General features: G+C 73.7%; 11 protein-coding genes. 7 read left to right on the top strand and 4 right to left on the bottom strand.

Annotated elements, in window-relative coordinates; all coding sequences use genetic code 11:
- The 4 genes from ABD369_RS30825 to ABD369_RS30840 form a co-directional block, all read left to right on the top strand.
- Positions 1–6,542, top strand: a 6,542-nt coding sequence (locus tag ABD369_RS30825) for an amino acid adenylation domain-containing protein (RefSeq protein ID WP_344639872.1), incomplete at its 5' end; no start/stop codon positions are given.
- On the top strand, positions 6,539–10,453 hold the full coding sequence (locus ABD369_RS30830; protein WP_344639873.1) for an amino acid adenylation domain-containing protein: 3,915 nt from the start codon (positions 6,539–6,541) through the stop codon (positions 10,451–10,453). The genes ABD369_RS30825 and ABD369_RS30830, both read left to right, overlap by 4 nt.
- A gap of 18 nt (positions 10,454–10,471) precedes the next feature.
- The gene (locus ABD369_RS30835) at positions 10,472–10,693 is read left to right on the top strand and encodes an MbtH family protein (RefSeq protein WP_344639874.1); all 222 of its coding nucleotides are present in this window, start codon (positions 10,472–10,474) and stop codon (positions 10,691–10,693) included.
- Between the two features lie 24 nt (positions 10,694–10,717).
- Positions 10,718–12,064, top strand: coding sequence for a tryptophan 2,3-dioxygenase (locus ABD369_RS30840; protein WP_344639875.1), 1,347 nt, complete (start codon positions 10,718–10,720; stop codon positions 12,062–12,064).
- A gap of 61 nt (positions 12,065–12,125) precedes the next feature.
- On the opposite strand, the gene ABD369_RS30845 is transcribed toward ABD369_RS30840, so the two are convergent.
- The 4 genes from ABD369_RS30845 to ABD369_RS30860 form a co-directional block, all read right to left on the bottom strand.
- A complete protein-coding gene (locus tag ABD369_RS30845) occupies positions 12,126–13,232 on the bottom strand; it encodes an alpha-hydroxy acid oxidase (RefSeq protein ID WP_344639876.1) in 1,107 nt (368 codons plus the stop codon).
- Positions 13,229–14,311, bottom strand: coding sequence for a 4-hydroxyphenylpyruvate dioxygenase (gene hppD / locus ABD369_RS30850; protein WP_344639877.1), 1,083 nt, complete (start codon positions 14,309–14,311; stop codon positions 13,229–13,231). Before hppD ends, ABD369_RS30845 begins: the two co-directional genes overlap by 4 nt.
- Before the next feature lie 19 nt (positions 14,312–14,330).
- Entirely contained in the window at positions 14,331–15,656 is a 1,326-nt protein-coding gene (locus tag ABD369_RS30855) for an aminotransferase-like domain-containing protein (RefSeq protein ID WP_344639878.1), read from the bottom strand.
- A 177-nt stretch (positions 15,657–15,833) separates the two neighbouring features.
- A complete protein-coding gene (locus ABD369_RS30860; RefSeq protein WP_344639879.1) occupies positions 15,834–16,169 on the bottom strand; it encodes a hypothetical protein in 336 nt (111 codons plus the stop codon).
- Positions 16,170–16,566: 397 nt separating this feature from the next.
- On the opposite strand from ABD369_RS30860, the gene ABD369_RS30865 reads away from it, so the two are divergent.
- From ABD369_RS30865 to ABD369_RS30875, 3 genes are all read left to right on the top strand, one after another.
- A complete protein-coding gene (locus ABD369_RS30865) occupies positions 16,567–17,784 on the top strand; it encodes a 4-hydroxybenzoate 3-monooxygenase (RefSeq protein WP_344639880.1) in 1,218 nt (405 codons plus the stop codon).
- Positions 17,785–17,967: 183 nt separating this feature from the next.
- Positions 17,968–18,849 carry a carbon-nitrogen hydrolase family protein gene (locus tag ABD369_RS30870; protein WP_344639881.1) on the top strand — a complete coding sequence of 294 codons (882 nt, stop codon included), beginning with the start codon at positions 17,968–17,970 and terminating at the stop codon, positions 18,847–18,849.
- Between the two features lie 129 nt (positions 18,850–18,978).
- A complete protein-coding gene (locus tag ABD369_RS30875; RefSeq protein ID WP_344639882.1) occupies positions 18,979–19,458 on the top strand; it encodes a hypothetical protein in 480 nt (159 codons plus the stop codon).
- Positions 19,459–19,656: the final 198 nt, after the last annotated feature.

Genomic DNA, 19,656 nt, shown 5'->3' on the forward strand with positions numbered 1-19,656 from the left:
GGCTGGAGCGGGTACTGCGCGCACTGGTCGCCGACCCCGACCGCCGGATCAGCCGCATCGACCTGCTCGACCACCACGAGCGGCAGCAGATCCTGCTCGACGGGAGCAGTGCGGCCACCGCCCGGCCCGCCTGCCTCCCCGCCCTGTTCGAGGCCCAGGCCGCCCGCACCCCCGAGGCCACCGCCGTACTGCACGACGGACTGCCGCTGAGCTACGCCGAGCTGAACGCCAGGGCGAACCGGCTGGCCCGGTTCCTGGTCGCCCGGGGGGCCGGTCCGGAGTCGGTGGTGGCCCTGGCCCTGCCGCGCTCGGCGGAGTTGATCACCGCGGTGCTGGCCGTGCTGAAGGCCGGTGCGGCCTATCTGTCCATCGACCCGGACTACCCGGCCCAGCGGGCCGGCTTCATGTGCGCCGACGCCGCACCGCTCGGCGTGCTCACCGCGGGTGACGCGGCCGGGCGGATGCCCGACACGGTGACCCGCTGGCGGCTGGACGACCAGAGCACGGCCGAGGAACTGGCCGGGTACTCCCCGGCGGACCTGTCCGACGCCGAACGCAAGGCGCCGCTGCGCATCGGCCACCCAGCCTACGTGGTCTATACCTCTGGCTCCACCGGGCAGCCCAAGGGCGTCCTGGTCAGCCACCGCGGCCTGGCGGCGCTGGCGCTCTCCCACCAGGAGGCGCTCGGGGTGGACGGCGACTCCCGGGTCCTGCAGTTCGCCTCGCTCAGCTTCGACGCCTCGGCCTGCGAACTCGTGATGACGCTGCTGGCCGGCGCCACCCTGGTGGTCCCGCGCCGTGAACAGGCCATCGGCGACGGGGTCGTGGCGCTGATCGCCGAGGCCGGAGTGACGCACGCGATGCTCCCGCCCGCCTTCGTCGCCACCCTCGACCCGGCCCAGGTGCCGACGCTGCGCGGCCTGATCACGGGCGGCGAGGCCTGCCCGCCGGAGGTCACCGCCCGCTGGTCGGCCGGCCGGACGATGCTGAACGCGTACGGCCCCACCGAGTCCACGGTGTGCGCGACCCTGAGCCGGCCGCTGACCGGCGCGGTCAACGCGCCGATCGGCCGCCCGATCACGGGCACCCGCGCGTACGTGCTCGGCCCCGGGCTGCAGCCGGTCCCGGCCGGGGTCCCGGGTGAGCTGTACCTGGCCGGCGACGGTCTGGCGCGGGGCTACCTCGGCCGGTCGGGCCTCACCGCCGAGCGCTTCCTGGCCGACCCGTTCGGCGAGCCGGGCTCCCGGATGTACCGCACCGGCGACCTGGCCCGCTGGAACCGCGACGGCGAGCTGGTCTTCGCCGGCCGCGCCGACGACCAGGTCAAGGTGCGCGGCTACCGCATCGAACTCGGCGAGATCGAGGCGGCCCTCACCCGCCACCCCGCCGTCGCCCGCGCCACCGTGGTGGTCCGCGAGGACCGTCCCGGCGACAAGCGCCTCGTCGGCTACGCCGTCCCCGAGGACACCGCCACCGCCGACCCCGTCGAACTGCGCGCCCACCTCGCGGCCGCCCTGCCCGAGTACATGGTGCCCGCGGCGGTCGTGCTGCTGGAGGCGATCCCGCTGTCGCGCACCGGCAAGGTGGACCGTGCCGTCCTGCCCGCGCCCCGGTTCGACTCGATCAGCTCGGGCCGCGGACCGCGCACCGCGCGCGAAGAGGTGCTGTGCGCGCTCTTCGCCGAGGTGCTCGGTGTGGAGCAGGTGGGCGTCGACGACAGCTTCTTCGACCTCGGCGGACACTCCCTGCTCGCCACCCGCCTGGTCAGCCGGATCCGCACCACCCTGGGCATCGAACTGCCGCTCGCCGCGCTGTTCGAGGCCCCGACGGTGGCGGCGGTCGCGACCCACGGCGGCGGCACCGGACCGTCCCGGCCCGCACTGGAGCGCAGGCCCCGGCCGGACGTGCTGCCGCTGTCCTTCGCCCAGCACCGGCTCTGGTTCCTCGGCCGGCTGCACGAGGCGGACGCCGTCTACAACATGCCCCTCCCGCTGGCCCTGACCGGCACCGTGGACCGCACCGCACTGCAGGCGGCGCTGGACGACCTGCTGACCCGGCACGAGTCGCTGCGCACGCTCCTGGTGGAGACCGAGGGGCGCGCGGAGCAGCGGGTGCTGCCGCCCGGCGAGGCCGCGTTCCCGCTGGCCTTCGTGGACGCCGAAGGGGCGGACCTGCCCGATCTGGTCACCGCCGCGGCGCGGGCCGGCTTCGACCTGGCCACCGAACTGCCCGTGCGCGCCTCGCTGTTCAGCTACGGTGCGACCGAGCACGTGCTGCTGCTCTCCCTGCACCACAGCGCCGCGGACGGCTGGTCGCTGGCGCCGCTCGCCCGCGACCTGGGCACCGCGTACGCGGCACGGCTGGAGGGGGCCGCCCCCGGCTGGGAGCCACTGCCCGTGCAGTACGCGGACTACGCCCTGTGGCAGCGCGAGCTGCTCGGGGACGAGGACGACCCCGAGAGCCTGGCCCACCGCCAACTCGCCTTCTGGCGCGACACCTTGGCTGGCCTGCCCGAGGAGCTCGCGCTTCCGGTGGACCGGCCACGGCCGGCCGTGGCCGGCCACCGGGGCGGGCGGGTCGCGGTGTCCTGGGACGCCGCTCTGCACCGGGCCGCCACGGCGCTGGCCCGCCAGACCTCGGCCAGCGTGTTCATGGTGGTGCAGGCGGCACTGGCCGCGCTGCTCACCAGGCTCGGCGCCGGCGAGGACATCCCGGTCGGCAGCCCGATCGCCGGACGCACCGACGAGGCGCTCGACGACCTCATCGGGTGCTTCACCAACACGGTGGTGCTGCGTACCGACACCTCCGGCGACCCCGGCTTCCGGGAGCTGCTGGCCCGGGTGCGGGCCGCCGACCTCGCCGCCTACGCTCACCAGGACCTGCCGTTCGAGCGCCTGGTGGAGGTGCTCAACCCGGTGCGCTCGCTCTCCAGGCAGCCGCTGTTCCAGGTCCTGCTGGCCTTCCAGAACACCCCCGAGGTGTCGCTGCGGCTGCCCGGCCTGGAGATCGGGCCGGCGCCGGTCGAAGTGGGCGTGGCCAAGTTCGACCTGTCGCTGAGCCTGCGGGAGACCGGGAGCGGCTCCGGCATCGAGGGCATGCTGGAGTACCGCACCGACCTGTTCGACCACGCGAGCGCGGAGCTGCTCGTCGCCCGGCTGACCCGGCTGCTGCGCGAGGCGCTGACCGATCCGGACCGTCCGATCAGCCGGATCGACGTCCTCGGCGACGCCGAACGGCACCGGGTGCTGCGGGAGTGGAACGACACCTCGGTGACGCTTCCCGGGTCCGGCTCCACCGTGCACCAGCTCTTCGCCGAGCAGGCGCGCCGGCAGCCGGACGCGGTCGCCGTCCGGTGCGGGGAGCGGGAGCTGACCTTCGACGAACTGGACCGCCGGGCCGGCCGGCTGGCCCGGCACCTGGTGGAGCTGGGCGTCCGGCCCGAGGACCGGGTCGCGGTGCTGATGGAGCGCTCGCCCGAGCTGGTGGTCGCCCTGCTCGGCGTCCTCAAGGCGGGTGCCGCCTACGCGCCGCTGCACGAGGGCTACCCCGCCGAGCGGATGCGGGAGGTGCTGCGCCGGTCCGGGGCCGAGGTCCTGCTCACCGACCGGGCCTGGCACGAGCGCGGCGTGCCCGAGGCGGCCCGTACCGTGCTGGTCGGCGCGGACGACCTGCCGGCGGCCGGCGAAGGGTCCGGCCCCGACGTGCCGGTGCACGCCGAGCAGGCGGTGTACGTGATGCACACCTCGGGCTCCACCGGCGAGCCCAAGGGCATCACCATCACCCACCGCGGGCTGCTGGAACTGGTGCTCGACCCGTGCTGGGAGTCCGGCCACCAGGACCGGGTGCTGATGCACGCGCCGTACGCCTTCGACATCGCCAACTACGAGCTGTGGATCCCGCTGCTGACCGGCGGCCAGGTCGTGCTGGCGCCGCCCGGCGACCTCGATGTCGCCGAGCTCAAGCGGCTGATCACCGAGTACGGCATCACGGGGGTGCACTTCACCGCCGGGCTGTTCCGGGCCGTCGCGGACGACCTGGCGGACGCGCTCGGCGGGGTCAGGGAGATCCTCACCGGTGGCGACGTGGTCTCGCCTGCCGCGGTGGAGAGCGTGCTGCGCGCCGCACCGCACCTGGTGGTCCGGCACCTGTACGGGCCCACCGAGATCACCCTCTGCGCCACCCAGCACCGGGTCACCGCCCCGGCCGGACCCGGTGACCGGCTGCCGATCGGCCGGCCGATGGCCAACACCCGGGTGTACGTGCTGGACGGCACCCTGTCCCCGGTACCGGTGGGGGTCGTGGGCGAGCTGTACATCGCCGGCGCAGGCCTGGGCCGGGGCTACCTCGGCCGGCCGGGGCTCACCGGCGAGCGCTTCGTGGCCGACCCGTTCGGCGAGCCGGGCTCGCGGATGTACCGCACCGGCGACCTGGTCCGCTGGAACGGCGCGGGCGAGCTGGTCTTCGCCGGCCGGGCCGACGATCAGGTGAAGATCCGCGGCTTCCGGGTCGAACCGGGTGAGGTCGAGGCGGTGCTGAGCCGGCACCCGGCCCTCGCCCGGAACACGGTGGTGGTCCGCGAGGACCGGCCGGGTGACCAGCGCCTGGTGGCCTACGTGGTGGCGGCCGATCCGGTGGCGGGCGTCGACCCCGCCGAGCTGCGCGAGTACGTCGGCTCGGTGCTGCCGGACTACATGGTCCCGGCCGCGGTGGTGCCGCTGCCTCAGCTGCCGCTGACTCCCAACGGGAAGCTGGACCGGGCCGCCCTGCCCGCTCCCGCCGCACCGGCGGCCGGGTCCGGGACGCCCCGGAACGCGCGGGAGGAGTTGCTGTGCGCCCTGGTCGCCGAGGTGCTCGGCCTCGACCTGGTCGGCGTGCACGACAACTTCTTCGAACTCGGCGGGGACAGCATCGGCTCGATCCAGCTGGTCGGCAAGGCCAGGGCGGCCGGTCTGGCACTGACCCCGAAGGACGTCTTCCAGGCCCGCACGGTGGCCCAACTGGCCCTCGCCGCAGGGACGGTGACCTTGCAGGCCACCGCCGACGACGGTGTCGGGGAGATCCCGCTCACCCCGGTGATGCACGATCTGCGGGCGCGCGGCGGCACGCTGGACGGCCTGTACCAGTCGGTGCTGCTGCGGGTCCCCGCCGAGCTGACCGAGGACTCGCTGGCCGCGGTGCTGCAGGCGGTGCTGGACCAGCACGACGTGTTGCGGCTGGAGGTCCAGGACTCCTCCTGGCGCCTGCGGACCCGTCCCGTCGGCGCGGTCGCCGCGGCGTCCTGCCTACGGCGGGTGGACGTGGCCGGGCTGGACGACGCGGCGGCCCGCGCGGTGATGGCCGCCGAGGCCGCCGGGGCGGGCGACCGGCTGTCCCCCGCGGACGGCGCGGTGCTCCAGGCGGTCTGGTTCGACGCGGGCGGCGCACGCCCCGGCCGGCTGCTGCTCGCCGTCCACCACCTGGCGGTGGACGGGGTCTCCTGGCGGATCCTGCTGCCCGACCTGGCGGCGGCCTGGAGCGCGGTCTCGGCCGGCCGCACCCCGAAGCTGGAGCCGGTGAGCACCTCGTTCCGGCGCTGGGCCAAGACCCTGGCCGAGCAGGCCGGGCTGGCGTCCAGGACGGACGAGCTCGGGTTCTGGGCCGCTCCGGGCGCCGGTGACGAGCCACTGCTCGGCACCCGTCGCCTCGACCCGGCCCGGGACACCACCGAGACGGCGCGCTCGCTCTCGGTGGCGCTGTCCGCCGCCGTCACCGAGGCCGTGCTCACCCGGGTCCCGGCGGCGTTCAACGCCGGCGTCGACGACGTACTGCTGACCGCGCTGGCGCTGGCGGCGTCGGCCGCCCGGGAGCGCCCGCAAGACGCGCCGGTGCTGGTGGAGGTCGAGGGGCACGGTCGGCAGGAGGACCTGGTGCCCGGTCTGGACCTGTCCCGCACCATGGGCTGGTTCACCACGGTCCACCCGGTACGGCTCGACCCGGGCCAGGTGGACTGGGACGAGCTGTGGTCGGCCGGGCCGGTGGTCGGCACCGTCCTCAAGGGGATCAAGGAGCAGCTGCGCGCCGTGCCGGACCACGGCCTCGGCTACGGGATGCTGCGGTACCTGAACACCGCCACCGCACCCTCGTTGGCGTCCTCCCCCGAGCCGCAGATCGGCTTCAACTACCTCGGCCGCTTCGACACCGCGGGTCCGGACGCCGACTGGGGCCTGGCCCCGGAGAGCGCCCAAGGCGACGCGGCCGGCCCGCCGCCGGGCCCGGCGGCGCCGCTGCGGCACGTGCTGGCGGTCAACGCGATGGCCCGGCCCGGGGCGGACGGCGTCGAACTGCGCGCCGTGTGGACCTGGCCCAAGGACGTACTGCCCGAGCGGGACGCCGAATTGCTGGCCGACACCTGGGTGCGGGTGCTGGAGGCGATGGCCCGACACGTCGAGCGCGCCGACGCCGGCGGCGCCACCACGTCCGACTTCGACCTGGTGCAGCTGGACCAGGACGAGATCGACGAGTTCGAGAGCGAGTTCATGAGCGAGGACGGGGACCTGCTGTGAAGCGTGCGCGGATCGAGGACGTACTGCCGCTGACGGCGCTGCAGGAGGGCTTCCTCTTCCACTCCCTCTACGACGAGGACGCCTGTGACGTCTACCATCTGCAGTTCGCCTTCGACCTGCGCGGCGGCCTGGACGCCGAGGCGATGCACCGGGCGGCCGACGGCCTGCTGCGCCGGCACGCCAACCTGCGGGCCGCGTTCCGCCAGCGCCGCAACGGAGAGACGGTGCAGGTGGTGCCGGGCGAGGTGGCGATGCCCTGGGTCGAGGTCGACCTCTCCGCGCTGCCGCCCGACCGGCAGGAGGAGGAGCTCGCTTCGATCCTCGCGGCGGACCGGGCCCAGCGCTTCGACCTCAGGAAGGCGCCGCTGGTCCGGTGCCAGCTGATCCGGCTCGGCGCACAGGCGCATCGACTGGTGCTGACCAGCCATCACATCCTGCTGGACGGCTGGTCGCTGCCGCTGATGCTGCGCGAGCTGTTCACCATGTACAGCGACGGCGGCGACCACGCGCTCCCGGCGGTCCGGCCCTACCGCGACTACCTGCGCTGGCTCGGCGGGCAGGACCGGGAGCGGGCCCTGGCCGCATGGCGCGGGCACCTCGCCGGCCTGGAGGAGGCGACGCTGCTCGGCCCGGCCGGCGCCGGCCGCGAGACGGTGGTGCCCGAGGAGGCCGTGGTCGAGCTGGGCGCGGAGCTGACCTCGGGGCTCACCGCCGCCGCCCGCCGGTACGGACTGACCCTCAACACGGCGGTCCAGGGGGCCTGGGCGCTGGTCCTCTCCCGGCTGACCGGCCGCGCCGACGTGGTGTTCGGCGCCACGGTCTCCGGCCGCCCGGCCTCCCTCCCCGGGGTCGAGTCGATGATCGGCCTGTTCGCCAACACCGTCCCGGTCCGGCTGCGGATCGACCCGGCCGAGTCCCTGCGGGGCCTGCTGACCCGGCTGCAGGACGAACGCTCGGCCCTGGCGGACCACGAGTACCTCGGCCTCGGCGAACTGCAGCAGCTCTCCGGGATCCGCGCGGAGTTGTTCGACTCGCTGTACGTGTTCGAGAACTTCCCGGCCCCGGCCGAGCGGGGCGGACCCTCCTTCCAGGGCCTGACGCTGGCCGGCGCCGAGGGCAAGGCCGCCGCCCACTACCCGCTGACGCTGACCGTCCTGCCCGGGGCCGCGCTGCGGCTGCGGCTGGACTACCGCGCCGACCTGTTCAGCCGCGCCACGGTGCTCGGCTGGGCCGACTGCCTGCGCGTGGCGCTGGAGGCGCTGCTCGCCGATCCGGACGCACCCACCGCGAGCGTGGACGTCCTCGACGAGGCGCAGCGGCGGCGGCTGCTGGTCGACTGGAACGGCACCGCGGCAGCGCCGGCGAAGCAGTGCCTCCCGGAGCTGTTCGAGGCCCAGGTGCGCCGCACCCCGAAGGCCCCGGCACTGTGGCGGGACGACGCTGCCGTCGGCTATGCCGAGCTGAACGCCGAGGCCAACCGGCTGGCCCGGTTCCTGGCCGTCCAGGGGGCGGGCCCGGAGTCGGTGGTCGCGCTGGCCCTGCCGCGCTCCCCGGAGCTGCTGGTGGCGCTGCTGGCCGTGCTCAAGTCCGGTGCCGCCTATCTCCCGCTCGACCTCGGCCATCCGCGCGAGCGGATCGAGATGATCATGGCCGGCGCGCGCCCGGCGGTGGTGCTGACCACGCTGGACGGCCTCTCCCGGGTCCCGGCCGGGGACAACCGCTGGTGCCTGGACGGCGCCGACTTCCGGGCGGCCCTGGCGGAGTACGCCGCCGAGGACCTGAGCGATGGGGACCGCAGGGCCGCGCTGCGGCCGGAGCACCCGGCTTACGTGATCTACACCTCCGGGTCCACCGGCACCCCCAAGGGCGTGGTGGTGCCGCACCGCGCCCTCGCCAACTTCCTTGCGGCGATGGCGGAGCTGGTCCCGATGAGCCCGGCGGACCGGCTGCTCGCGGTGACCACGGTGGCCTTCGACATCCATGTCCTGGAGCTGTACCTGCCGCTGCTGGCCGGCGCGGGCGTGGTGGTCGCCGACCGCGACGAGGTCCGTGACCCGGCACTGCTGGCCGCCCTGCTCCGCCGCAGCCGGGCGACGCTGATGCAGGCCACCCCGACGCTGTGGCAGGCCCTGCTCTCCGAGCACCGGGAGGACGCCCGGGACTTGCGGATGCTGGTCGGCGGCGAGGCGCTGCCCGCCGCCCTGGCCGAGCGGATGCGGGAGGTCGCCGAGGAGGTCACCAACCTCTACGGGCCCACCGAGACGACCGTGTGGTCGACCGCTGCGGAGCTCGATCCGTCCCGGGTCGGTGCGCCCGCCATCGGCCGGCCGGTCCTGAACACCCGGGCGTACGTCCTGGACGAGCGGCTGCGCCTCGCGCCGCCCGGGGCGGCCGGCGAGCTGTACCTGGCGGGCGAGGGGCTGGCCCGGGGGTACCTGGACCGGCCCGCGCTGACCGTCGGGCGGTTCACGGCCGATCCGTACGGCCCGCCCGGGTCGCGGATGTACCGCACCGGCGACCTGGCCCGCTGGGGCGGGGACGGCCGGCTGGAGTACCTCGGCCGGACCGACCACCAGGTCAAGATCCGCGGCTTCCGGCTGGAACTCGGCGAGGTGGAGGCCGCGCTGACCTCGTACCCGGGGGTGGTGCAGGCGGTGGCGGTGGTCCGCGAGGACCGGCCCGGGGACCGGCGGCTGGTCGGCTACGCCGTGCCGGCCCCGTCGGGTCTCGACCAGGCGGAGCTGGGCGCGCACCTGCGCCGGCGACTGCCCGAGTACATGGTGCCCTCGGCGGTGGTACCGCTCCGGGCCCTGCCGGTGACGCCCAACGGGAAGCTGGACCGCGGGGCGCTGCCCGCGCCCGACCCCGTCGCCCGGGTGACCGGGCGCGGCCCGCGCACCACACGGGAGGAGGTGCTGTGCGCCCTGTTCGCGGAGGTGCTGGGGTTGGAACACGTCGGTGTCGACGAGGACTTCTTCGAACTCGGCGGCCACTCCGTGCTGGCGACCCGGCTGGTGACCCGGGTCCGTGCGGAGCTGGGCACCGCCATCTCGATCCGCGGCCTCTTCGAGGCGCCGACCGTGGCGGCCCTGGCCCGGCGGCTGCACCGGGACGACGACCCCTTCGAGACCCTGCTGCGGCTCCGCGCCGGCCGCCGGGGCACGCCGTACTTCCTCATCCATCCCGTGGTCGGGCTCGGCTGGTGCTACACGGGCTTCATCACCCGGCTCGGCGCCGACTCGCCGGTCTACGCCCTGCAGGCGGCCGGCCTCACCGGGGACGGACAACTCCCGCGCAGCGTACGGGAGATGGCAGAGGACTACGCCGCGCGGATCCGCGCGGCGCATCCGCGCGGCCCCTACCGCCTGATCGGCTGGTCCTTCGGCGGTCTGGTGGCGCACGAGATCGCGACGCTGCTGCAGGCCGAGGGCGCCGAGGTGGAACTGCTGGCGCTGCTCGACTCCTACCCGGCGGCGGACGGCGCCGTCCCCTCCGGCGCCGAGCTCGAACAGGAGATCCTGGCCGCTCTGGCGGCCGGTCCCGGCGGCGGGCCGTCTCAGCCGCCGGTACCGCTGACCGCGGCCGCGGTGGCCGAGCTGCTCGGACGGCAGGAGGGACCGCTGGCGGGCCTGGGCGTACAGGGCGTCGAGGCGCTGAAGCGGGTCGCCGCCAACAACACCCTGATCGCCCGCGACTTCACGCCCGGCAGCTTCCGGGGCGACCTGCTGGCCTTCCGCGCCGGGCGGCACGGCGGCGAGCAGCCACCTTCGGCCAAGGCCTGGGCCGCCCATGCGACGGGCCGGATCCACGAGTTCGACCTGGACTGCACCCACCAGGAGATGACCGCACCGGCCGCGCTGGACGTGATCGCCGGTGTGCTGAACGACCGGATGTCGCCGACATCCGGGTGACCCAAGAGGAGAGAACTGATGGCGACCAACCCCTTCGAGGACGAGAACGGGACCTACCTGGTGCTGGTCAACCACGAGGGCCAGCACTCGCTCTGGCCCGCGTTCACGGAGATACCCGCCGGCTGGGAGAAGGTCCACGGCGAGGACACCCGCCGGTCCTGCCTCGACTACATCGAGGCGAACTGGACCGACATGCGTCCCAAGAGCCTGATCGAGGCCATGGACGCGGAACGCGCCTAGGGTCTGCAAAGGAGCGGCGAGAGCGTGCACATGACTGAGTTGGGCTTGGCAGGGCGTCCCGGCGGGCCGCAGGGCTCCGGCGAGGACCGGCCGATCGGCGTCGGCGGGGCCGCACTCGCGGTGGGGACGCCGTCGGACGGAATGCGGGCACTGCGCCGGGCCCACGAGGCGGTCTGCGACTGGTCCCACCGGATGGTCGGGTCCGGGTCCTTCGGCAGCTTCCCCTACCGCGCGGTCGTCGACTACTACCGCCAGGTGGGCAAGGCGCGGGTGTCCCCGGAGCTGGTCGCCCTGCTGCGCGGCCTCTCGGTCCGGATCGGCTGCTCCGGCCGGGGCCGCCCGTGGTCCTCCCCCGACGCCTGGCTGTTCGACAGCTGGCTGCCGCTGACCCTCACCGACCGGCCGATGGCCTACGACACCTATGCCGGCCACGAGTTGCTGCAGGTGGCGCACTGGGAGGCGGGCGACCCCGAGCGCTCCGAGGACCTGCTGATGGCCGCCCTGCTCGCGGACCTCGCGCAGATCGAGCTGGAGGCCCTGGGGTTCGAGCCGAACGCCCGTCAGCGGACCAGAACCGTCTCGGTGCTGCAGGCGCTGGCCAGGCTCACCGAGTACGCGCCGGCCACCGGGGTGGACACCGCGCCGCTGGCGGCCGTCCGGGAGGTGCTCGCGGCCAGGGGCGGGGACGAGGTGCTGCTGCGGGCCGGGGCCGCCGCCGCGGCGGCGGTCCGGGACCGGGTGCCGGAGCCGCTGGCGCGGGCGGTGGACATCGGGCTGCTCCCGGTCACCACCATGCACGACGAGCAGATGTTCATCCGCTGCATCCAGCTGTTCGAGCGCCTGTTCGCCCGACTGGCGAGCGCGCTGACGGACGCGGTCGAGGCGGTCCGCCTGGGGCGGCCGGCGGAGGCGGCCGCCGGGCTGTCCGCTGCGGCCGACCGGCTGGCCGGCGCCACGGCGCCGCTGTACCGGATCCTGACCACGATGCCGCCCGAGGCGTTCGCGGTGATTCGGGACCACACCCACGGCGCCAGCGCGATCCAGTCGCGGCCCTACCAGATGATCGAGCTGGTCAGCGCCAAACGCGAGGACGGGCCGTACTCCGCCGAGAAGGGGCCGCGGTTCACGGTGGTCGCCACGCTGCAGGAGGAGTTCCTGCAGTACTCCGGCGGCTGGCGGACGGAGGAGACCCGCCTGCTCCAGGAGGCCATGGTCCGCCTCGACGGCGCCTGGCGGGCGATGAAGCGCACCCACTGGGGCGTGACCCTGAAGATCATCGGCAAGGTCCCCGGCACCGGCGGCACCGCCGGCGCCGAGTACCTGAAGGCGGCGGCGAGCGTACCGCTCTTCCCGCTGCTCGCCACCGTCTGAGGGACGGCGCGGACCCGGTGCGGCCGATCCCGCGCACCCGGCAGGATCGGCCGCACCGGGCCTAACCGAGCACGGCGGCGAGGCCGCGGGCGGCGGCGAGGTCGGGGCAGCCGGACAGCAGGAGGGCTTCTTGCAGTTCGGTGCGCAGCAGGTCGAGGACGAGCCCGGCCCCGGCCTCGCCGTCCGCCGCCAGGCCCCACAGCACCGGCCGCCCGTACATCACGCCGTCCGCACCGCAGGCCAGGGCGCGCAGTACGTCCGTCCCGGAGCGGATCCCGCTGTCCAGCAGCACCTCGCAGCGCCCGGCCACCGCGTCGACCACCGACGGCAGCGCGGTGATGCTGGCCACCGCGCCCGCGAACTGGCGTCCGCCGTGGTTGGAGACGACCACCGCGGCGGCGCCCAGCTCCGCCGCCCGGGCGGCGTCCCGCGGATCCAGCACGCCCTTGAGGACCAGCGGCAGCGTGGTGTTCTCCCGCAGCCAGGCCAGGTCCCCCCAGCCGAGCGCGGGGTCGAAGGCCAACCCGGTGTGGGTGGCCACGGCCGAGGCCCCGGCCTGCCGGGTGTGCGTGGCCGTCAGCGGTTCGGCGCCGAAGTTCGCCGCGGTCACCGACCGGGGCAGCGCGAACCCGTTGCGCATGTCCCGCAGCCGGCGGCCCATCACCGGGACGTCGACGGTGACCACCAGGGCCTCGCAGCCGGCGCCCTCCGCCCTGCGGACCAGGTCGAGCACCTGGCCGCGGTCGCGCGACCAGTACAGCTGGAACCAGGTGGTCCCGCCGATGGCGGCGATGTCCTCCAGCGGGAAGCTGCTCAACGTGCAGATCGTGTAAGGGACTTGGGCCTTGGCGGCGGCGCGGGCGGCGGCGAGTTCGCCGTCCGGGTGCAGCAGCCGCTGGTAGGCCATCGGCGCGACCACGGCCGGCATCGCCGCGGTGCTGCCCAGCAGGGGGCCGGAGAGGTCCGCCTCGCCCGTTCCGGACAGGATCCGCGGCAGCAGCCGGACGCGGTCGAGTGCCGCCCGGTTGGCGGCCTGGACCGACTCGTCGCCGCTGCCGCCCGCGACGAAGTCCCAGACCTCGGCGGGCACCCTGGCGGCGGCCAGCCGTTCCACGTCGGCCGCGCACACCGGCGGGCACGCTCCGGACTCCGGCCCGGCGGCGCTCATCGGGCCGCCCCGTTCCTGGTCTGCTCCAGCTCCACCGCGGTGTACAGCGCCTTGATGTTGCCGCTGCCGAAGGTGCGCGCGCCCAGGCGCTCGATCACCTCGAAGAACAGGGTGCCGCGCGGGTGCACGGACCTGGTGAAGATCTGCAGCAGCTGGCCGTCCTGGTCCTGGTCGACCAGGATGCCGAGCGCCCGCAGCTCGTCGACGGAGTGCCGCAGCAGCTCCAGCCGCTCAGGCACCAGGTCGTAGTAGGCCCCGGGTGTGTTCAGGAAGCCGATGCCGCTCGCGCCGAGCCGGCCCACCTCCCGCACGATGTCGTCGGTGGCGAACGCGATGTGCTGGATTCCCGCGCCACCGTGGCTCTTGATGAACTGGTCGATCTGGCCCGGCTCCCTGGACGGGTCGGGCTCGATCAGGGTGAGTGTCACCTCTCCGGAGCGGCTCTGCACGACCATCGAGTCCATGGCCTGTCCGCCGACGACGATGCGCTCGGTGAAGACCATCTCGAAGTCGAGGACCGTCCGGTAGAACTCCACCGTGGGTATCAGCTGGCCGGCCTCCAGGCAGACCGCGAAGTGGTCGATGGTGCTCAGGCCGGTCTCCGGCGCGCCGGCGGGCACCGGCTCCCCGGCCGCCCCGGGAACGGCGTCCAGCCCTGGTAGCACGGTTGCGTCCACGGCCTGCGGACGCTGGACGAACGTGTGCACCACGTCGCCGAACGCGGCGATGGCGGCGGTGACCACACCGTCCCGCTCCACCGGCCCGCTCACCGGCCGGGCCCCGCGCCGGACGGCCTCGGTGAACGCGGCCGCCGCGTCCGGGGTGCTCAACGCGATGTCGCACACCCCGTCACCGTGCCGCTCCGTGTAGGCGGCCGCGGGGTGGTCGGCCGTCCCGCCCTCGGTCAGCACCAGCCGGATGCCGTGCCGGCCCACCGCGACCGCGCGCACCCCCTCGGCGGACGGCCCGGCGGACCGGGCGTAGACGCCGAACCCGTAGTGCTCCGCGAAGAGTTCGACCGACCGGGTCAGATCGGCGACCGCGAGCCCGACATGGTCCACGCCGAGTCCGTCGAACACGCTCACAATTGTCCCCTCGTCACGATATCGCCTCGTACTGCTCGAAGATGAAGTCCGCCAGCCGGTCGAGACCGACGGTGATCTCATCCGGCGTCAGGTAGCTGAAGGACAGCCGGATCTGGTGGCGCGGCACGCCGTCGCCGTAGAAGTGGTGCATGGGCGTCCACAACACCCGGTGCCGGCGCGCGGAGTGCTCCAGCAGCTCGTCGTCGACCGGGAACGGTACGTCCAGGACGACGAAGAAGCCTCCGCTGGGCGCGTTCCAGGACACCCCCGGGCACCTTCCCGGCGGGAAGCGCTCGGCCAGCCCGTCCAGCACATGGCGCAGGTTCCGCTGGTAGACCTTGTTCTCCTCGGTGTTCGCCGCCCGCAGGCTGCAGTCGTGCTCCAGGAGCTTCCCGCCGATCACGGCCTGCGCGATCGGCGAGGTGTTCACCGTCAGCATGCTCTTGATCTTCGCGAGCTGGTCGGCGAGCGGCTCCGTCGCGCCGTCCCCGGTGCTCACCCGCTGGTCGGCGACGACGTAGCCGACCCGGGCGCCGGGCAGGCCGGTCTTGGCGAACGAACCCAGGTAGACCACCCGGCGGTCGCGGTCGAGCGCCAGAAGCGTCGGCGGCTGCTCGGTGTCCGGGGACGAGAAGATCCCGTACGGGTTGTCCTCCAGGACCAGGAAGTCGTGCTCCTGGGCCAGTCGTAGCAGGCGCTCCCGGGTCTCGCGGCTGAGGCTGATGCCGGACGGGTTCGCGAAGTCGGCGACCACGTAGCACGCGCGGGGCCGCAGACCGGACTCCTTGGCCCGTGCCACCACCGCCGCCAGGTCCTCCAGGTCGATGCCCTCCGAAGAGCCCTTCACCGGCAGCAGCGGCATGTCCACCAGCTCGGCGGCGCCCGCGACCCCCACGTAGCAGGGCAGTACGGTCAGCAGCACGTCGTGCTCGCTCCGGCGCAGGGCCCGCAGCGTGAGGAAGAGGGCCTCCTGGCAGCCGACCGTGACCACGATCGACTCCGGGTCGACCACCACGTTCTCGTCCACCGCGAGGTTCCTCGCGATCAGGTCGTGGATGATCCCCTTCGTCCGGCCGTACTGCAGCATGGTGCGGCGCACCTGCACGACGTCGCCGTCGAACCGCTCCATCAGGTGGTCGGTGTACCGGCGCAGGTACCGGTGGACCGCCTCGGTGTCGAACAGCCCCTCGTAGGGGCGGCCCGCGGCGAGTGAGACGGCGTCCGGAAAGCGCTGCGAGACCTCATTGAGGAAGTTCATCGACTCGATGACCGGCGACGCCAGCGATTCGTGCAGACCGAGCAGGTCCAGCTCCGCCGATGCGCGATCGATGCCGGACATTCGCATCCCCCTGTCGACTGAATCACCCTGTGAACGCGGCAGATAACTCTTCTCCCCGAACTGCCGAACAACAGGAAACCCTGCGATGAAGTGACCTGCACCGCACTCAATAACGCATACGGAGAAAAACCGCGGCGATTCAACCACAGCGCTCAACAGGGCGTCAACCATTGCATTTCAGCGCCGAGTTGGTGAAAACTGACCCGAACTACCCGAAGCCGAACGGCAGCGGGATGACGGGTCGTCCGCTCGCGCGAAATCCGCCGCCACCACACGTTGCGCCGCGAGCCCAATTGCCGGTCGGTCTTGGACCGACCGGCGCGGAGCGGCCGCTGCCGCCGCCTCGGCCCCACTCGCCTGCTCGACGGAGCGCCGCGCGACGGCCCCCTGGCCGCCGAACGCCAACTCGAAGAGGTGGGCGGACATCGCGAGGGGGTGCACGGCCGTGGCCGGGCAGACGATTTCGATGGACAGGCCGGCCGATCGGAGGTCAACCGCCGAGGCGAGCTTCACCGCGAACTCCTTTGGGCTCAGGCTTCAATGGAGTGGTCCCGCCCACTCTACGGGGGGCGATTAGCCCGGCCCGCGCCAGGTCCGAGTGGAGGTGCGGACAGCCGGTCCAGTCGGCTGATGGGGCACGATCCCTTGCACCACGGTCATCTTGACGGCCACTCCGGACGGCAGCAGAGGCCAGCGCCGCCGCGACCCCTCGAAACACGCGGTGGCGAAGGCTATTTGACTTGACCTCATAATTGCTGAGCGGGACCGGCGTTCGACATTCGACGGCTTCCGCACCGGCCGTCCTGGAGACAGCGCACACCGAGGTCCGCCAGTATTGCCGACACGACAACCGAGCGGTCTTGAGCGGGACGGACCAGTCCTGCCGAGCACGGCCTGAACAGGGGGAACAATGCGTCTTCGGACCCGGGTGGCAGTCGTCGGCGCCGGACCGGCCGGCCTCGTCCTGGCGAACGTGCTGCAGCAGGCCGGCATCGACAGCGTCGTGGTCGAGCGGCAGTCCCGCCCGTACGTGGAGGCGCGCGCCCGGGCCGGCGTGCTCGAGCACCGCACGGTGGAGATCCTCGACGCCCACGGGCTCGCCGACCGGCTGCTCGCCGAGGGCGGCCGGCACGGCAGCTGTGAGTTCCGCCACCAGGGCGAGCGGTTCTCCGTCCGCTACCAGGAACTCGCCGGAGACCGGGCGCACTACGTCTACCCGCAGCAGTTCCTGGTCCGCGACCTCATCGCGGCCTACCTGTCCGGCGGCGGGCAACTGCTCTTCTCCCACCCGGCCGTCGCCCTGGACGGCCTGGACGGCGACCGGCCGGTGCTGCGCTGCGAGCCGGACGGCGACGCGGAGTCGGTGGAGATCGAGTGCGACTTCATCGCGGGCTGCGACGGCTTCTACGGCGCCTCGCGTCCGGCAGTGCCTGCGGGCCGGCTCCGCGCCTACGGCAGGCAGCACGAGTTCGGCTGGCTCGCCGTACTGGCCGAGACCCCGCCGGCCGGCGAGGAGATCATCTACGCCCTGCACGAGGACGGCTTCGCCGGACACATGCTGCGCACGCCGTCCATCACCCGCTTCTACCTCCAGTGCCCGGTCGGCGACCAGCCGGAGAACTGGCCGGACGAGCGGATCTGGTCCTCGCTGCACCGCCGACTGGGCATGACAGCGGCCGAGTTGAAGCCCGGGCCGATCACCGAGAAGAACGTCCTGGACATGCGCAGCTTCGTGGTCGAGCCGATGCAGTACGGCCGGCTCTTCCTGGTCGGCGACGCGGCCCACATCATCACCCCGGCCGGCGGCAAGGGCATGAACCTGGCCATCGCCGACGCCGAGGAGCTGGCGACCAGGCTGCTCGCCCACTACCGCGGCGCAGGCGCCCGGGCGCTCGACGGCTACTCCGCCGCCTGCCTGCCGCGGATCTGGCAGGCCCAGGAGTTCTCCCACTGGATGCTCCACCTGCTGCACAGCCCGGCGGCCGACCAGGACGACTCCGCCTTCCTGCACCGCCTCCAGCTCTCCCGCCTGGCCCAGCTGCGGGATTCGGCGGCGTACGCGACGAACTTCTCGGACAGCTACGTGGGTCGCGCGGTCAGTCCCGGTTCGGACGCCTCGGGCCGGTAGTGCCGTGAACCCGGCGAGCGCGGTGTTCCGCGCGGGCCGCCGGTCGAATCGCGTGCCGCACCTCCCGGCGGGAGCCGTGTCCCGCCGGGGCCGAAGCACGAGCCGGTCACCCCGTGCGGAGCGGGGTCGCCGGATGCCTTCGGCCGCGAGCTGCGCCGTGAACGTCCGGTATGGTGGCGGAGCATGACTTCCAGTGGGGCCTCGAACCCTCTGCACCCGAACCCCGTCCGCCCGATCCGGATAGCGGCCGCACAGGCCCGGGCGGTCGCCGGTGACATCGACGCCAACGTGGCCACGGTGGCCGGCATGATCCGGCAGGCGGGAGCCGACGGCGCCGCGCTGGTCGTCTTCCCGGAGAAGTTCCTCAACGGCTACGAACCGGACCTCATCAAGTCCGACCCGCTGCGCTACGCGGTGCAGCCCGAGGACTCGCGCCTCGCTCTGATCGCGGCGGCCTGCCGGGAAGCCGGAACCGCGGCGGTCGTGGGCGCGGCGGTGCTGGAGCAGGACGAGCTGTACGTCTCGGCGCTGGTGTTCGGGCGGGACGGGGCCTTCGCCGCCCGGTACGACAAGCAGGTGCTGTTCAAGTCGGAGCGCAGCTTCTACCGCACCGGGTCGACCGGTTGCACCCTCGAACTGGACGGCTGGCGACTCGGTCTCGGGATCTGCTACGACTCGGGCTTCCCCGAGCACGCCCGGGCCGCGGCCCTCGACGGCTGCCACGCGTACCTCGTCGGTGCGCTGTTCGGCGTCGGGAGCGGCCACCACGAGTCGCGCACCTGGTTCCCGGCCCGCGCCATGGACAACACCTGCTACGCCGTGCTGGCCAACCACATCGGCGTGACCGGCGGCTGGAACACCTGCGGCGGCAGCGCCGTCTGGGGCCCGACCGGCCGCCTGCTCGCCGAGGCCGGCCAGGACCTCCCCGAGCTGGTGATCGCCGACCTCGAACCCGAAGCGCTGCTGGCCGCCCGGGAGTCGGAGCCCATGCTCCGCGACCTCTCCGAACTCGTCGGCACCGCCACCGCCGCTCGGCCCCGGCGCGACCAGGTCCGCCTGGCCTGAGCCCGGCCGTACTCATCCGCGCCCGGCGGGGAAGCCGTGCGCACGGGCACCGACGATGACGAGGAGGACGGGCGAGTTGGAACGCCTCACCAGCGACGGGGCGGCCACCCGGTTCGATGTGGTGACCGCATGACGGCGGCGAACCCGTTCGGGCACCCGCACTGGGGGCTGCAGTTCCACTGGTGGGCCGTCGACCCGGCGGGCCGGGTGGGCCTGTTCTACTCCGCCTTCGGTCCCGTCCCCACGGCGGCCCGCCGCCACGCACCGGCCCTCGACCGGGCCACGGCCGCCGCGCGGGCCCGCCACCCCGAGTGGTTCGACACCGTCTGCCACGCCGACTTCGAGGACTGCCCCGTCACCCACTGCGTCGTCCGACTGGGCCACGCGCCCTACCTGTTCACCTGGGACGAGGAGTTCGACGACCGCTACACCCGCTTCGGCGTCCCCAGCCGGCCGGTCCATCTCGCCGAGCTCCCGGAGGAGTTGGCCCGGGCCGCGCTGCTGGTACCGGTCGGCTTCCCGCTGAGCGAGGCGGTCCGGGTCGACCTGGCCTACCCGGACGGCCGGGAGCGGCTGTCGGCCACTGCCTCGGACGGTGGTCCGCGCTAGTGCTGTGACCGCATAGGTTCACCGAGTTGGCGGCGACGGCGCCTGAACCGGTTGCATGTGGACCGACATCCGATTCGGTGTGGGGAGGCGTGGTGGCGGAGCCGGTCAGGGTCCGGGGGCTGACCGATCAGGAGGGGCAGCAGTTACAGCGGACCGTGCGCCGGGGCAGCACGAACACGGTGCGCTACCGGCGGGCGA

The organism is Kitasatospora cystarginea, assembly GCF_039533515.1.
Classification (GTDB): domain Bacteria; phylum Actinomycetota; class Actinomycetes; order Streptomycetales; family Streptomycetaceae; genus Kitasatospora; species Kitasatospora cystarginea.

Bases quoted from the DNA above. Each gene is read 5' to 3' on its own strand.
- ABD369_RS30835 (WP_344639874.1), top strand. From the start codon at position 10,472: ATGGCGACCAACCCCTTCGAGGACGAGAACGGGACCTACCTGGTGCTG.
- ABD369_RS30855 (WP_344639878.1), bottom strand. From the start codon at position 15,656: ATGTCCGGCATCGATCGCGCATCGGCGGAGCTGGACCTGCTCGGTCTG.
- ABD369_RS30870 (WP_344639881.1), top strand. From the start codon at position 17,968: ATGACTTCCAGTGGGGCCTCGAACCCTCTGCACCCGAACCCCGTCCGC.
- ABD369_RS30875 (WP_344639882.1), top strand. From the start codon at position 18,979: ATGACGGCGGCGAACCCGTTCGGGCACCCGCACTGGGGGCTGCAGTTC.
- ABD369_RS30865 (WP_344639880.1), top strand. From the start codon at position 16,567: ATGCGTCTTCGGACCCGGGTGGCAGTCGTCGGCGCCGGACCGGCCGGC.
- ABD369_RS30845 (WP_344639876.1), bottom strand. From the start codon at position 13,232: ATGAGCGCCGCCGGGCCGGAGTCCGGAGCGTGCCCGCCGGTGTGCGCG.